14 protein-coding genes are annotated in these 15,040 nt (G+C 57.8%); 11 read left to right on the top strand and 3 right to left on the bottom strand.

The window, feature by feature from the left end:
• Positions 1 to 18 precede the first annotated feature (18 nt).
• The 4 genes from AC13DD_RS16950 (at position 19) to AC13DD_RS16935 (ending at position 3,782) form a co-directional block, all read left to right on the top strand.
• The gene (locus AC13DD_RS16950; protein WP_273157360.1) at positions 19 to 1,179 is read left to right on the top strand and encodes a phosphoglycerate kinase; all 1,161 of its coding nucleotides are present in this window, start codon (positions 19 to 21) and stop codon (positions 1,177 to 1,179) included.
• 54 nt (positions 1,180 to 1,233) lie between these two features.
• Positions 1,234 to 2,298 (top strand): class II fructose-bisphosphate aldolase, encoded by a 1,065-nt coding sequence (gene fba / locus AC13DD_RS16945; protein WP_048496096.1) that lies wholly within the window; start codon positions 1,234 to 1,236, stop codon positions 2,296 to 2,298.
• Between the two features lie 154 nt (positions 2,299 to 2,452).
• Positions 2,453 to 3,424 (top strand): DnaJ C-terminal domain-containing protein, encoded by a 972-nt coding sequence (locus tag AC13DD_RS16940; protein ID WP_474546020.1) that lies wholly within the window; start codon positions 2,453 to 2,455, stop codon positions 3,422 to 3,424.
• Positions 3,425 to 3,437: 13 nt separating this feature from the next.
• A complete protein-coding gene (locus AC13DD_RS16935) occupies positions 3,438 to 3,782 on the top strand; it encodes a chaperone modulator CbpM (protein WP_053112922.1) in 345 nt (114 codons plus the stop codon).
• A gap of 13 nt (positions 3,783 to 3,795) precedes the next feature.
• Here AC13DD_RS16935 and AC13DD_RS16930 read toward each other — a convergent pair whose 3' ends face one another.
• Positions 3,796 to 3,969 carry a DUF6435 family protein gene (locus tag AC13DD_RS16930; protein ID WP_008175274.1) on the bottom strand — a complete coding sequence of 58 codons (174 nt, stop codon included), beginning with the start codon at positions 3,967 to 3,969 and terminating at the stop codon, positions 3,796 to 3,798.
• 205 nt (positions 3,970 to 4,174) lie between these two features.
• Between AC13DD_RS16930 and AC13DD_RS16925 the strand changes: the two genes are divergently transcribed.
• The 4 genes from AC13DD_RS16925 to AC13DD_RS16910 all read left to right on the top strand — a co-directional run bounded on the left by AC13DD_RS16925 (position 4,175) and on the right by AC13DD_RS16910 (position 10,234).
• Complete coding sequence (locus AC13DD_RS16925) at positions 4,175 to 5,641, top strand: DUF5666 domain-containing protein (protein ID WP_273083320.1); 1,467 nt, start codon at positions 4,175 to 4,177, stop codon at positions 5,639 to 5,641.
• Positions 5,642 to 5,723: 82 nt separating this feature from the next.
• A complete protein-coding gene (locus AC13DD_RS16920) occupies positions 5,724 to 6,575 on the top strand; it encodes a DUF6502 family protein (protein WP_092031976.1) in 852 nt (283 codons plus the stop codon).
• Between the two features lie 76 nt (positions 6,576 to 6,651).
• On the top strand, positions 6,652 to 8,166 hold the full coding sequence (locus AC13DD_RS16915) for a DUF5666 domain-containing protein (RefSeq protein WP_273018217.1): 1,515 nt from the start codon (positions 6,652 to 6,654) through the stop codon (positions 8,164 to 8,166).
• Positions 8,167 to 8,293: 127 nt separating this feature from the next.
• A complete protein-coding gene (locus AC13DD_RS16910; RefSeq protein ID WP_482931511.1) occupies positions 8,294 to 10,234 on the top strand; it encodes a methyl-accepting chemotaxis protein in 1,941 nt (646 codons plus the stop codon).
• Here AC13DD_RS16910 and AC13DD_RS16905 read toward each other — a convergent pair.
• Complete coding sequence (locus AC13DD_RS16905) at positions 10,231 to 11,205, bottom strand: nitronate monooxygenase family protein (protein WP_273157356.1); 975 nt, start codon at positions 11,203 to 11,205, stop codon at positions 10,231 to 10,233. The genes AC13DD_RS16910 and AC13DD_RS16905 overlap by 4 nt on opposite strands.
• Positions 11,206 to 11,331: 126 nt before the next feature.
• Here AC13DD_RS16905 and AC13DD_RS16900 point away from each other — a divergent pair, with 126 nt between their 5' ends.
• From AC13DD_RS16900 to AC13DD_RS16890, 3 genes are all read left to right on the top strand, one after another.
• On the top strand, positions 11,332 to 12,063 hold the full coding sequence (locus tag AC13DD_RS16900) for a DsbA family protein (RefSeq protein WP_008175268.1): 732 nt from the start codon (positions 11,332 to 11,334) through the stop codon (positions 12,061 to 12,063).
• A gap of 135 nt (positions 12,064 to 12,198) precedes the next feature.
• Positions 12,199 to 13,218, top strand: a complete 1,020-nt coding sequence (trhO, locus tag AC13DD_RS16895) for an oxygen-dependent tRNA uridine(34) hydroxylase TrhO (protein WP_008175267.1) — start codon at positions 12,199 to 12,201, stop codon at positions 13,216 to 13,218.
• A 21-nt stretch (positions 13,219 to 13,239) separates the two neighbouring features.
• Complete coding sequence (locus AC13DD_RS16890) at positions 13,240 to 13,971, top strand: DUF481 domain-containing protein (RefSeq protein ID WP_008175266.1); 732 nt, start codon at positions 13,240 to 13,242, stop codon at positions 13,969 to 13,971.
• A 51-nt stretch (positions 13,972 to 14,022) separates the two neighbouring features.
• Here the strand turns inward: AC13DD_RS16890 and AC13DD_RS16885 are convergent, their stop codons facing one another.
• Complete coding sequence (locus AC13DD_RS16885) at positions 14,023 to 14,970, bottom strand: YbgA family protein (protein ID WP_008175265.1); 948 nt, start codon at positions 14,968 to 14,970, stop codon at positions 14,023 to 14,025.
• Between the last annotated feature and the right edge of the window lie 70 nt (positions 14,971 to 15,040).

Raw genomic sequence — 15,040 nt, 5'->3', positions numbered from 1 at the left:
GTTGAAGGGACGAACGTTATGGCCATCAAGAGAATGACCGACCTTAACCTCGCCGGTAAGCGAGTGCTGATCCGCGAAGATTTGAACGTGCCGGTCAAGGACGGCAAAGTCTCCAGTGACGCCCGCATTCGCGCGTCACTGCCCACCATCAAGGCGGCTAAAGACGCGGGCGCCAAAGTCATGCTGATGTCCCATCTGGGCCGCCCGGAGGAAGGCGTTTACGACGAAGCCTCCTCCATGAAGCCGGTCGCCGACCACCTGACCAAGGTGCTGGGCCAGGAAGTTCGCCTGATCAAGGACTATCTGGACGGCGTTGAAGTCGCCGATGGCGAAGTTGTCCTGTTCGAGAACGTTCGCTTCAACAAGGGCGAAAAGAAAGACAACGAAGACCTCGCGAAGAAGTACGCGGCCCTGTGCGATGTCTACGTCATGGACGCCTTCGGCACGGCGCACCGCGCCCAGGCCTCCACCCACGGCGTGGCGAGATTCGCCCCAGAGGCCTGCGCCGGCCCGCTGCTGGCGGCCGAGCTTGAAGCCCTTGGCAAAGCCCTGGACAACCCGGCCAAACCGGTGGTTGCCATCGTTGGCGGCTCCAAGGTTTCTACCAAACTGGACGTGCTCAACGCGCTTGAAAAAGTTTGTGACTCCATCATCGTGGGCGGCGGCATCGCCAACACCTTCCTGGCCGCTGCTGGTCACCCGGTGGGCAAGTCCCTGTGCGAGCATGACCTGATCGACACCGCCAAAGAGATCGCCAGTCGCGTTGAAATCCCGCTGCCGGTCGACGTGGTTGTTGCCAGCGAGTTCGCCGAAACCGCCACCGCAACCACCAAGAACATCGCCGACGTCAGCGACGACGACATGATCCTCGACGTAGGCCCGGAAACCGCCGGCAAGTTCGCCGACGTACTGAAGAACGCCAAAACCATCCTCTGGAACGGCCCGGTTGGTGTTTTCGAATTCGACCAGTTCGGCAACGGCACCAAAGCTCTGGCCGAAGCCATCGCCGAAAGCGACGCCTTCTCCCTCGCTGGCGGTGGTGACACCGTCGCCGCCGTTGACAAGTACGGCGTTGCTGACAAAATCTCGTATATCTCCACCGGTGGTGGCGCGTTCCTGGAATTCGTAGAAGGTAAGACGCTCCCGGCAGTAGCCGTGCTGGAAGAACGCGGCGCGTAACGAGTTACTGAAAGAATCCAACTATCCCCAAAGTCCAAATGAAGGAGACGACCCATGGCCCTGATTTCGATGCGGCAAATGCTGGATCACGCCGCCGAGCATGGTTACGGTGTGCCAGCCTTTAACGTCAACAACCTGGAACAGATGCGCGCCATCATGGAAGCCGCCGACAAAACCGATTCGCCGGTGATTGTCCAGGCCTCCGCCGGTGCCCGTAAGTACGCTGGCGCTCCCTTCCTGCGCCATCTGATCCTGGCGGCCATCGAGGAATTCCCGCACATCCCGGTGGTCATGCACCAGGACCACGGCACCAGCCCCTCCGTGTGCCAGCGCTCCATCCAGCTGGGCTTCAGCTCCGTGATGATGGACGGCTCCCTCGGTGAAGACGGTAAAACCCCCACCGACTACGAATACAACGTTGATGTTACCCGTCGCACCGTTGAAATGGCCCACGCCTGCGGTGTCTCCGTAGAAGGCGAGCTGGGTTGCCTGGGTTCTCTCGAAACCGGCCAGGCCGGTGAAGAAGACGGCATCGGTGCCGAAGGTACCCTGGATCACAGCCAGATGCTGACCGACCCGGAAGAAGCGGCGGACTTCGTCAAGAAAACCCACGTTGATGCCCTGGCCATTGCCATCGGCACCAGCCACGGCGCCTACAAGTTCACCCGTCCGCCCACAGGCGACATCCTGGCCATCGACCAGATCAAAGCCATCCACGCTCGCATCCCGGACACCCACCTGGTTATGCACGGCTCCAGCTCCGTACCCCAGGAGTGGCTGAAGATCATCAACGAATACGGTGGCGAGATTCCGGAAACCTATGGTGTGCCGGTCGAAGAAATTGTAGAGGGCATCAAGCACGGCGTGCGCAAGGTCAACATTGATACCGACCTGCGTCTGGCCAGCACTGGCGCCGTTCGTCGCTTCCTGGCTGAGAACCCGGCCGAGTTCGACCCGCGCAAATTCCTCAAGGAAACGATGAAGGCCATGACCGAAGTGTGCATCGCACGCTACGAAGCCTTCGGTTGTGCCGGCAACGCCAGCAAAATCAAGCCGGTGAACCTTGAACGCATGTTCGAGCGTTACGCCTCCGGTGAGCTGGATCCGAAAGTTAAGTAAGTTATGTTATTCATTTGGGGCGGATCTCCGCCCCAAATGCCTGACCCACCTCAAGTACGAACGACCTTCCCCTTGTAATTTCCCCAATCTCATCAAATATAGTGGTTAGTAAGCGGGCGTACGCCCAGCAGAATAACCAGTGGTGAGGATCCTGATGGACTTCAAAGACTATTACGCCGTGCTCGGTGTGAGTGAGTCTGCCTCCGCCGAGGAGATAAAAAAAGCCTACCGAAAGCTGGCACGGAAATACCATCCGGATGTCAGTAAGGAAGAGGACGCCGACACCAAATTCAAGGAAGTGGGTGAAGCCTACGAAGTACTGAAAGATCCCGAGAAGCGCGCGGAGTACGACCAGCTGCGTAAATACGGCGCCAGGGCGGATGGTTCTTTCGAGCCGCCTCCGGGCTGGCAAAGCGGTGCCGGTTTCGGTGGCGGAGGTTATACCGATGCCGACGCGCGCCAGTTCAGCGACTTCTTCGAGGAGATATTCGGCGGTGGTCGCCAGGGCGGTTTCTCCGGGGGCTACGGTGGTGGCGGTTTCCGCCAGAACATGAGAATGCGCGGTGAGGACGTGCACGCCAGGATTGCGCTGTTCCTGGAAGAAGCGTTTCACGGCTGTGAAAAGCAGGTTTCTTTTGCGGTACATGAGGCCGATGAGCATGGCCGGGTGATGCCGCGGCAAAAGACCCTGAAAGTGAAGATTCCCGCAGGCATGCGCGAGGGCCAGCATATTCGCCTCAAAGGCCAGGGGGCGCCGGGCGTTGGTGGCGGAGAACCAGGCGATCTGTTCATTGAAGTGGAGCTGGCACCCCATCCGCATTTCACGGTGGAGGGCCGGGACGTATTGGTCACGGTTCCGATCGCCCCCTGGGAGGCCGCTCTGGGGGCAACGGTGACCGTGCCAACGATTGGCTCAAAGGTGAAGGTGAAGGTGCCGAAGGGCTCCACCAGTGGACGGAAGCTGCGCCTCAAGGGTAAGGGTTTCCCGGGCAAGCACCCGGGCGATCAGATTGTCATCCTGCAGATTGCCATGCCCGAGAAACACAGCCCTGAGGCCGAAAAGCTCTACGAGCAGCTGGCCGAGGCCGAGAAGCAATTCAATCCACGCAGCAAGCTTCACGTGTGAGCGGGAGTAAGGTATGAGCAAGCAGGATCATATTTTGACGGTAGAGGTGGTCGACCAGGATGGCAGCACCTTCACCCTGCGTGAAATATGCGAGCGTGGCGAGTGCCATGCCGAGTTTGTCATAAAACTGGTGGACTACGGGATCATTGCCCCGCTGGAAGATTACCCGGAGGCACGGCAATGGGAGTTCGATGTCGCTGCCCTGAGCCGATTGCGCAAAGCGCAGAGATTACAGAGGGACCTGAAAATGAATCTGCCCGGCCTGGCCATGTCTCTGGAACTGCTCGATGAGGTGGAGGAAATGCGTCGGGAAGTGGCCCGTCTCAATCACCGCATCCGGCAATTGATGGGGGAGTAAACGCTCCCCCCGCTTATTTCTTTTCGTCCAGCGCCTGGATCTCGGCGTAGATCTTTTCTGCCTCCTCCATGAGGGTTCCATGAGTTCTCAGATCGCCATTGCGCTGGGCATCCAGTGCCTTGGCGAGCTTCGCCTCGTATTGTTTCTGCAGTTTTTTCTTCGGATCGCCTTTCAAAAATCCCAACATCGTAATGAACCTGTTTTGGCTGAACGTTCAAAGATTTACGTTTTTTGCTCCATAAAGTTCACAAAATTTTCATGATCAAAAACTGGACAGCCATAAATAATGGGATTAAATTCCCAAATAAAGATATGGGAAAAAAATCCCATTTTATTGTCGGGTGCTAAGACGTGGTCGCCCGGGGACGCAACAACAAGCCTGGAGAAGAACGATGAATCGCAAACCTTTAGCAATTGCAGTGAAACTGGCCATGACCGGCGCTCTTGCTGGCGCGCTCGCCGCTTGCGGAGGCGGTGGCTCTGGAGACGCCTCAACAAGTGATGCTTCATCGGGGACCAGTGTCGGGGCGGTATCCGGTTTCGGCAGTGTTTACGTGAACGGTACCCGATTTGAGACCAACGGCAGCGTTAGCAGCGACGATGGCCTGGAACGCGAGGATCAGCTCGAAAAGGGCATGATCCTCAAAATTGAGGGCGATTGGGATGACAGTGGTCAGGGGCGGGCGGACAAAGTCAGTTATGACGATACCCTGCGCGGGCCGATTTCCGGCATGAGTTGGGATGAGGTTACCCGCACCGGAACTCTGACCATGCTTGGCCAGAGCATTGCCCTGGATGGCAAAACCGTCTTCCGCGGCGCAACACCAACGGCTCTTGCCGACAACCCCCAGGGCTATCGTATAAGGGTCAGCGCCTGGCGTCTTGAGGATGGCAGCTTCCGGGCAAGCTTTGTTGGTGCCCGGGCCATTGGCCTGGAATTCGATGACAACAACGAAGTAGAAATCGAAGGCGTTGTTGCCGATCTGGACACAAGCGCCCAGACCTTCACCATCAACGGTTTTATTATCGATTACACCAGTGCGGTAGGAGACGATGATTTCTCCCTCGATGACCTGGCAAACGGAATCGCTGTCGAAGTGGAAGGGACGCTGAACGGCAACACCATCTTGGCCGAGGAAATCGATGATGAGGATGACCTCTTCGACGATGATGACGATGTCGAAATCTCCGGAAGCATTTATGACTATGACGCCGCCAGCGGACAGTTCTCGGTAAATGGGGTGCGCGTCCAGATTGATGGGGGCACCGAGTTCGACGATCTCCGCGAAAGCAGCCTTGCGGATGGCCTGTTCGTGAAAGTGGAAGGGGATTTCCGCAATGGCGTCCTGGTGGCTGAAGAGATCGAAGGCCGGGATTCCGATGCCGAGCTGGATGGTCGCATCGAGTCTCTTGATCTGACCAATGAAACCATGGTCGTCAGTGGCGTCCGGGTTCAGCTGACCGGCAACACCCTGATTGATGACGACGACGATGACGAAGATGGCCTTCGCAGTCGCGTCCAGGATATCCAGAGCCTGCAGGTGGGTGACTATCTCGAAATTGAAGGTCGCCAGCAGAGCAGTGAAGGCGGATTCCTCGAGGCCATCAGCATCGAGCGTGAGGATGACGATGACGATGACGATTTTGAGCTTGAGGCACGGGTGAGTGCCATCGGAGCCGATTCCATCACCATCATGAATCTTGAGGTGCTCCGAAATGGCTACAGCCTGTCCGGCGCCCAGGTTGGTGATGAAGTGGAAATCGAGTATCGCCAGACCAGCGGTGGCGAGTATGAGCTCACCGACAACGTCGAAGTCGATGACGATAGTGACGACGGCAATGGCAGCAATGATGATTGATCAGTGAGCCGAAGGTGCGGGTCGGACAGTTGTCGGCCCGCATCCTGGCTTTCGAAGTCGCTATGGGAATACAATCCCAAACATGAAAAAGCCCAACCCCCTGCATCAAGCGCTGTTTCGCATTCTGCGCCCTCTGGCGAGGTTGCTGTTGCGCAATGGTATTCCTTTTGGTGAGTTCTCCGAGCTGGTTAAACGTGCCTACGTGGAAGCCGCCCTGGAGGACTTCACCGACGACCGGAGAAAGCCCACGGACTCACGGGCTGCAGTCATGACCGGGCTGACCCGCAAGGAAGTCAAACGCCAGCGGGAGATCCTGGCAGGGGAGGATGCTGGGAGCCGCGACGTGCTCCATACCAACCGGGCGTCCCGGGTGGTATCGGGCTGGGTCCACGATGCGGTGTTTCAGGCCAAGGACGGAGAGCCTGCCATGCTGGCTTTCGACGGGCCTGCAAGCTTCAGCGAGCTGGTCAAACGCTACAGCGGCGACATGCCGCCCCGTTCCGTGCTGGATGAACTGCTTCGGGTGGGGGTGGTTTCCGTGGAGGGGGAATCTGGCCGCCTGGTCCTGCAGCAAAGGGCCTTTGTCCCGGCCGGAGACAGCGAGGAAATGCTGCAGATTTTCGGTGAGGACGTATCGGATCTCATCGCAACCATTGATCACAATCTGGTCAGTGACGAGTCCGGGCAGCCACCTCTGTTCCAGAGAACCCTGACCTACAACAATATCCCTCCGGAAGTGATGGAGCGCTGGCGCAGGCATGCAGCCGAACGTTCCCAGTCTCTTCTGGAAGAACTGGACAAGTGGCTTGGTCCCCATGATCGGGATATATCCGGTCAAGAGCCTGAAAGTGTATCCGGTGAGCCCGTCCGAACCGGCGTGAGCATCTTCTTCTTTGAAGAGCCCGCCGGAAAAGGCGGCCGGGGTGGGGAATAAAAAAGTTTCCGCAGGCGCTTTAAACAAGCGATATGACAGATGCCGGCCAGGAACGCCGGTTACGGAGATAAAGGTTATGAAACGGCACTTCTGCAATCGTGTTATTGGGCTGGCAGCCGGCACAGTGGTCTTCGGGGCGATCTCCGCCTGCGGTGGCGCTGGCGGAGGCCTTGATGTTGCCGATGGTGGTATCCGGGGCACCGGGTCCAGCGTTGGTCCGGTTTCCGGATTCGGAAGTGTTTTTGTTAATGGCGTTGAATTCAGCACCGATGACATTCCGAATCGGGAAGTGGAAAGCAATGACGGCATCACTGCTGAAGGCCTTCTGAGTGAAGGAATGATTCTCAGGGTTGAAGGCGAGTGGTTTGATGATGGCGAAGGCACGGCCGAGAAGCTCAGTTACGACGATACATTGCGGGGTCCGGTAGACCTAGTGACCGCCGATCCAAGTGGTGCCGGTGAATTCGTGACCCTTTCAGTGATGGGGCAATCCGTGCGGGTTGATCGCCAGACGGTGGTTCGCGGCACAACTTACGCCACACTGCTTGGCGAACCCTCTATCACAGATCATGTCCGTGTCAGCGCCTGGCGTCAGGCCGATGGCTCCTATCGGGCCGGCTACATCGCGGTCATCAATCCGGATCTGACTAGTATCGAGTTGGAAGGCACATTGTCAGCGGTGGATATATCCCAGAATCAATTCACGATTGGCACGATCACCGTTGAATATGATGAGAACAGCGTCAGTTTCGGATCAGACCTGACCGAGGCGAACCTGATCAACGGCGCTGTCCTGGAGGTAGAGGGAACCCTGTCAGGAAGCGTGTTGACTGCCGCTACCATTGACCGGGACGACGCCCGACGCTTCAGTCGCAGCAGTGCTGACGATATCGAGTTCACCGCGATAATTGATGCGCCCTATACCGCTTCCGGTATCAGCTCACGCCCGGGAGAGTTTACGATGGGAGGTCTGACCGTTCGGGTGACAGATGCAACCGAACTGGATGACAGCATTACTCTCGACGAGCTTACCGAAGGGCTCCTGATACAGGTGGAAGGGCAGTTCGTCTCGGATACGGTTGTTGAAGCGGAGGAAATTGAACTCCGGGACGGCAATGCGAAAGTGAAGGGAGTAGTTTCTTCCTCTGCTGACAACTCTTTCCTAGTCGGCGGTGTTGAAGTTCGGATTTCGTCGACGACTGCCTTCACTGTCGAAGACGGCTCTGGTATCTCATTCCAGACCCTCCCCATTGGTTCGACCACAGTGGAGGTCGAGGGCATTGAGAAAGAGCAGGGTGCAGATGTATTTATCGAAGCTTTGAAGGTGGAGGTTGATGACGAAATTGCAGATTTCGATGATCGAGATCTTTACGAGCTTGAAGGAAAGCTTACGAGCATCACTCCGAGCACCATCACGGTTCTCGGTGTATCGATCGATGCCGGACCAGCGGTTTACGACAGTAATACTCAAAGTGAAATTATTGATCGTTTTGATGATGGCGAGCTTTTGATTCTCGAAGTTGAATATTCGAGGAACGGGAACAACTTCATCGCCGACGAAATCGATCTGGAAGAAAGCGATGACGATTAACTACAAAACCCGTACATAAATGCGGCCCACTCCGGCCCGGGTTTTGCTATACATACGGACACGCCAGGCAGGGACGCTGTTGCCGACTGTGCAGGATGCATGAAGCACACATGCTAGCGGAGTCCGTATGTCACTCAGTTTTATCCGGCGGCTGATCTCTAGCCGCCTTCTCCGACCGGTTTTTGTTGTTCTGGTCGTTGCCGGTCTGGTTCAGGTCCTGGTCAGCCAGTGGCTGATTTCCAGCCAGGTAGAGCGCCTGGTAGACACCGCAGGGTCCGCCCTTGAGGCCAGCAGCCAGCAGGTCAGTGCCTCCTTCGGGGATACCCGTGAGGATGTCCGATCCCGCCTGGAGACCATGCGGCAGAAGACCACCGAGGAACTCTCCGCCGAACTCACCCGCCAGCAGACGGCGCAGCAGGAACGCGTTGCCGGCAACGTTCGCACTGCTGTCATGGCGGAAGCCCAGGGTCTGGCTGATGTCCTCGCCGCTGTTGCGGCCCCGCTGATCTGGGATCGGGATGTCCCGCGCCTCACCGATCTTGTCGAACTGGCCGACGCCCGTGAATCGGTTCTGTTTGCCGTGTATTACGACCAGTACGGTGAACGCCTGACCCGTTATGTGGACCGCACCGATGACCGGGTGCGCACCTTAATGGAGCAGGGGGAAGGTCGTGGTGCGGCAAATCGGGTCCTGGATGCGGCAAGTCGCGACCCCAACGTGGTCATCATTACGGCCGATATCGCTCCCCAGGGTTCCGCCATTGGTCAGCTGAAGCTGGGACTGTCGCTCGAAGGCATCAATCAGGACCTGGCGGCTCTGGAGCAGGAATTCAGCACTACCATCACCGGCAGCATCGACGCGCTGCATGACACCCTGGAAGCAGAAACCGAACAGGTTAACCGGCGCCTTCAGCAGCAGTTGGCGAGTATGGACGCTGACACTCGCTCCAGAATCCAGAACACTGTGGAGGCGTTGAATACCGAAGCCTCGAGCCTCTCCGCCAATTTGAGCATGTTGGCAATCGGTTCCGTGGTGGTTCTGATCCTGCTGGTGGCCCTGGTGCTCGGCGGAGGCTTGCTGCCCAGAGTTTTCCGTTTGAGCTCGGCGATCTGGGGTATCGCCGATGGCGAGGCCGATCTTACCCGCCGGGTGTCCATGAAAGGCAAGGATGAGCTTACTGAGATGGCCGAGGGCGTGAACCGTTTCATTGCCCGTATCCAGGAGCTGGTCTCCGACGTGAAAGAGTCTGCCGAATCGGCCGCCGGCCAGGCCCAGGCTCAGGGTGACATCAGCCGCACTGCGGTGGCGGCCGTGAACCGTCAGGAACAGGAAGTGGCGGAGGTGTCCGGCACCATGGAAGCCATGTCCCGCAGCATCTCTGAGGTGGCTGAGAACATACAGGACATCGCCGGATCGGTGAGTAATGTCAGTTCCGAGAGCGAGGCCACCGCCGGTATTTCCCGGGATGTGCGAAACCGGCTGGATCAGGTGGTCCGTAACGTTGAGCAGGCAGTAGATGCGGTTAATCAGCTGGACCACCAGAGCAAGGAAATCGGTTCGGTGCTGTCGGTGATCGGTGCCATCGCAGAGCAAACCAACCTGCTGGCTCTCAACGCCGCTATTGAGGCGGCCCGCGCAGGAGAATCCGGCCGGGGCTTCGCCGTGGTGGCCGATGAGGTCCGCACCCTGGCAAGCCGGACCCAGGAGTCCACCACGGAGATCCAGTCCATCATTGAGCGTTTGCAGAAGGGCAGCCAACAGGCGGTCAGCGCTATCGGTGAAGTGTCAGGCCAGGTTGCAGAGTCGTCGTCGGAATTCCGTCGGGCTGACGAGCATTTCGACCGGATCAACCAGCTGCTCAGCAGCCTTCAGGATCGGGCCATGGCTATTTCATCCGTGGCGGAAGAGCAGGGCCGGCATGCCATTGAAGTCAGTGTGAGCGTGAGCGATATTGCAGGCTCATCCCGCCAGACGGTAGAAGCCATTGAGCGCTCCGACGAGGCCAGCGGCCAGATTGCCCGGACACTGACCTCGTTGAAGGATAAAGCCTCACAGTTCCAGGTTTAGGAACCTGTCGATAACAGGCGCTCCCGGGCGTTTCTGTACTCCTCGGTCAGACGGCTCACCAGTTCCGAGACGGACAGCACGTCGTGGATCTGGCTGACCCCCTGGCCGGCGGACCACACGGTTTTCCAGGCCTTTGCTTCATCATCAATAGGCTTCAGTTTTTCGCCGTAGTTGATCTCGCCGGCCTGGTTCAGTTCGTCCATGGGGAAGCCGGCCGCTTCCAGGCTCTGGCGCATAAAACTGGCGGGCACACCGGATACTGCCGGCGTATGAATAATGTCGCCTGAAACCGCTTCAATGATCATGTTCCGGTAGGCCTCGTCGGCCTGGGACTCGAACGTGTTTATAAAACGGGTACCCAGGTAGGCCAGGTCCGCACCGAGGGCCTGGGCCGCCAGCAGATCCTCACCATGGGATAGCCCCCCGGCCAGCAAAATCGTGCCGTCAAAGACTTCCCGGATTTCATGCACCAGAACGAACGGGTTGATGGTGCCCGCATGGCCACCGGCACCCGCTGCCACGGCAATAATGCCGTCCACACCGGCTTCGGCCGCCTTGCGGGCATGCTTCTGGTTGGTCACGTCATGGAACACCACCCCGCCGTAGCTGTGCACCGCCTCCACCACCTGGCTGGCGGCGCCCAGGGAGGTGATGATCATGGGCACCTTATGTTTAACACACAGTTCCAGGTCTGCCTGCCAGCGCGGATTGGTCCGGTGCACGATCAGGTTCACGGCGTAGGGCGCCGTTTTTGCTTCCGGATTGGCGCTTCGGTAAGCGGCCAGCTCTTCGTTCATCTGGATGAGCCACTCCTCAAAGCCCTCGCTGGTGCGTTGGTTCAAAGCCGGGAAACTGCCAACGATGCCCTGCTTGCAGCAGGCGAGCGCCAGTTCGGGCCCAGAGATCAGAAACATGGGTGCGGCCACCAGGGGCAGTGAGAGAGAGTCTGTCAGGGAAGCGGGCAATGGCATGAGGATTCCTTAATTTTTGTTGGAACTTTTGTAGAATATAAAGGATCTTAGCGTGCCACGCTCGATCTGAAAACGGTCGCGAGCTAATTAATTCCGGAAACCATAAACACAATAAGGAGTCCCTCCATGGGTGAAGCAAAACGTCGCAAGGAAACCGGTGCGCCGCCGCCCCAAAAAGGAAAATCAAACAAGCTTTTGTATGCGGGTATCGGACTGCTTGCGCTTGCGGCAGTGCTTCTTGGCGTATTTTTCCTGACCGCTCCACCAAAACCAACGTCTGACGGGCTGCCTGTGGCCGCTCCGAATGCCGAGGACTTCCCCGCCCAGTTGGACCAGTTCGGTGTCTCCGTGGGTCCCGACGACGCACCGGTCGTGGTGCGTGAGTTTGCCGACTATCAATGCCCCGCCTGCGGCAACTTTGCCTCTGCCAGCAAGCAGTTGAAGGAAGAGTATGTGGCTGAGGGCAAGGTTCGCTTTGTCTACTTTGATCTGCCATTACAGCAGCATCAGAACGCCATGCCAGCCGCCCAGGCAGCACGCTGTGCCGGGGATCAGGACGCCTACTGGGCCATGCACGAACGCCTGTACGATTCCCAGACCGAGTGGAGCGGCTCGAACGATCCGGTTGCCACCTTTACCCGCTACGCCGGTGCTCTGGGCCTTGAAGAGCGGCGCTTCCGCCGGTGCATGACCACCGAGTTGCACCGGGAAGCTGTCGAGCAGAGCCGCCAAGTGGCCATGCAGCTTCGGGTAACCAGTACGCCGACGGTTCTGGTGGATAACATCCGCCTGACCCGTCCCGGCTGGGGCCAACTTTCCGCCGTCGTTGAGCGCGAACTGGCCAACGGGGCGGAGTGACCTGTTGAACCCCGGGTAACCCCGCACTTGATCGTGAGCCTGAGTTGGTTAAAATTTGCGCCCTCTCAGGCTCCCGCCTCAGATGAACCTCTAAACCATGCTCCGGATTTACGGTCCGGCCCGCAGGAGAACATGATGAGCAACAATGTTGTTGTCTGCGCACTGTACAAGTTCGCAGTCCTGAACGATTACAAATCCCTCCGCCAGCCGCTGCTGGATCTGATGCTTGATAAAGACGTGCATGGCACTTTGCTGCTGGCGCGCGAAGGCATCAACGGTACCATTGCCGGCAGCCGCGAAGGCATTGATGCCGTGAAAGCCTGGATCGCCAGCGACGAGCGGTTCGACGGCATTGATTACAAAGAGTCCTTTGTGGACATCCAGCCGTTCAAACGCACCAAAGTGAAGCTCAAGAAAGAGATCGTCACCATGGGTGTGGACGGTATTGATCCGAAGCGGATTGTCGGCACGTATGTGGATCCGAAAGAATGGAACAAACTGATTTCCGATCCGGATGTGGTGCTGGTGGATACCCGCAACCAGTACGAAGTGGAAATCGGCACCTTTGAAAATGCCGTCAATCCGGCCACTGATACCTTCCGGGAGTTCCCGGAATACGTGAAACAGAACCTGGATCCTTCGAAGCACAAGAAGGTGGCGATGTTCTGTACCGGTGGAATCCGCTGCGAGAAATCCACCGCGTATCTGAAGGAGCAGGGTTTCGAGGAGGTCTATCACCTCAAGGGTGGCATCCTGAAATACCTGGAAGAGGTACCGGAAGAGCAGAGCCTGTGGCACGGAGAGTGCTTTGTTTTTGATGACCGGGTAACGGTTAACCACCGGCTGGAGCGTGGCGATTACGACCAGTGCCATGCCTGCCGCAGGCCGATTACCGAAGAAGACAAGCAGCGCCCCGAATATGAACAGGGTGTGAGCTGCCATCAGTGCATCGAATCGCTGACCGAAGAGCAGAAAGCCCGGTTTGCCGAGCGTGAACGCCAGATGCGTCTGGCAGAGGAGCGGGGCGAAGCCCACGTTGGTGGTGAAGCCGCGCGCATCATTGCCGAGCGCAAGGCCCGGAAAAAGGCTGAAAGAGAACGTCAGGCCCGGAAAAGCCTCGATGGCGAGAGGGCGAGGAGCACCGAGGGCGCCTGACCAACCCCCAAAGGAGACTTCATGGATTTACGACAGGCTGTAGCCATTACCGCAGTTGCAATCGCGCCCTTTGCCAGTGCGCAGGAGGCAGACAACTGGAAGGGCGAAACCGAGCTGGGTGTGTTGATCACCTCGGGCACTACCGAAGAGACCAACATCAAGGGTCGCCTGGGGTTGGTCCATGAAGTCGAAACCTGGCGTAACACCGGCGAATTCCGCACCAACTATTCCGAGACTGAAGACGAAACCACTGCCGAGAAATATCAGGCCGCCCTGGAGACCGACTACAAGTTCGCCGAGAACCGGTACTGGTTTCTCCGTGGCTCCTATGAAGACGATCGCTTCTCCGGCTACGACTTCGAATCAACCGTAACCACGGGTTACGGCAACCGGGTCTGGAACTCCGGAGATCGCTCGTTTCTGGACCTCTCAGTAGGCGCCGGTTACCGCTACAACAAGCTGGATATGGTGAATGCGGAAGGCGAGGATACCGAGGAAGAGGCCATCGCCCGCCTTGCTGGCCAGTTTGATTACGCCCTTTCGGAAAATTCCCTGTTCCGTCAGAAGCTCAGTACCGAAGTTGGCCTGGACGAAAACAACACGGTGACCGAATCGGAAACATCGCTGCAGGCGAACGTGGTGGGGAATCTCTCCATGAAGGCTGCTTTCCGGGTCAAGCACGTGTCTGACGCTCCGGCCGGCTCCGAAAACACCGACACCGAAACGTCACTCTCGCTGCTCTACGGTTTCTAACTGCGTGAATTCGGGGTCAGATGAAAATTTCATCTGACCCCAACTTTATCTTCAGACGTTGTTACGCAGCCCCAGCTCATCTGGGTAGGGCGTCAAATACTGCTGGGCATGCAGGTAATCCACCGGCTCCCTTCTTTGGGCCATACGCAGCAGCGTCATGGGAACCACCAGCGGTACCTCGCCACGATGGTAGGCCTCCATCTGCTCCATCAACACCTTGCGGTCTTCATCGCCCATGGAATCCCTGAGGTAGCCCATCAGATGCTGCATGGCGTTCATGTGTGAACCCCGGCTTACCTTCTTGCTCATGGCCTCCATGAACTGGTGGATATAGCGTTCGGCAATGTCTTCCAACGGCTCGGACTTCAGGTCTCCAAGCATCGGACCAAGCTGGCGGTAGATCTTTTCGGAGTGAGCCAGAAGCTGGAATTTGTGGCGGGTATGGAATTCAATCAGCGCCCTGGCCGAGAGCTTGTCTCCGGCCACGTTCTGCATCCAGTCGTCGTAGGCGAAAACTCTTTCAACGAAATTCTCCCGGATCATGTTGTCGTTCAGTCGGCCTTCCTCTTCCACCGGCATCAGAGGGTAGGCCTTCAGCAGCGCCTCGGCAAACATGCCCCGGCCATCCCGGCGGGTTACATTGCCATCCTCGTTATGTACCTTGATCCGCTCCATGCCACAGCTGGGAGACTTGGCCATCAGGATGTAACCCCGAAGGTCTGCCAGGGTCGGCATCACCTGTTCGATAAAGCCCTGCATGGCGTCGGTATGGTCCGCCGCGCCCTTGGTCTCGATCAGGCGCAGGCCATCACTGTATTCACGCAGGTGGATCGCCGGGCGCGGAACGCCCAGGCCCGCTTCCAGCTCCGGGCAGATGGAGCGGAAATCAAAGTGTTTCGAGAGCACCTGGGTGCAGTAGCGGGAATGTTTATGGCCGCCATCATGGCGAACTTCCTTGCCCAGCAGGCAGGTGCTGATTCCGACGGGGATGCCGCTCACGTTAGTCTCCGATAATAACCAGGTCTGATAGCTAAAACTGTCTTTGTAATACGTGAATTCAGTCTAGCCC

Source organism: Marinobacter sp. L-13, assembly GCF_056857715.1.
Note: the sequence above shows the minus strand (reverse complement) of the source record. Positions and strands in the feature narration are given on the sequence as shown.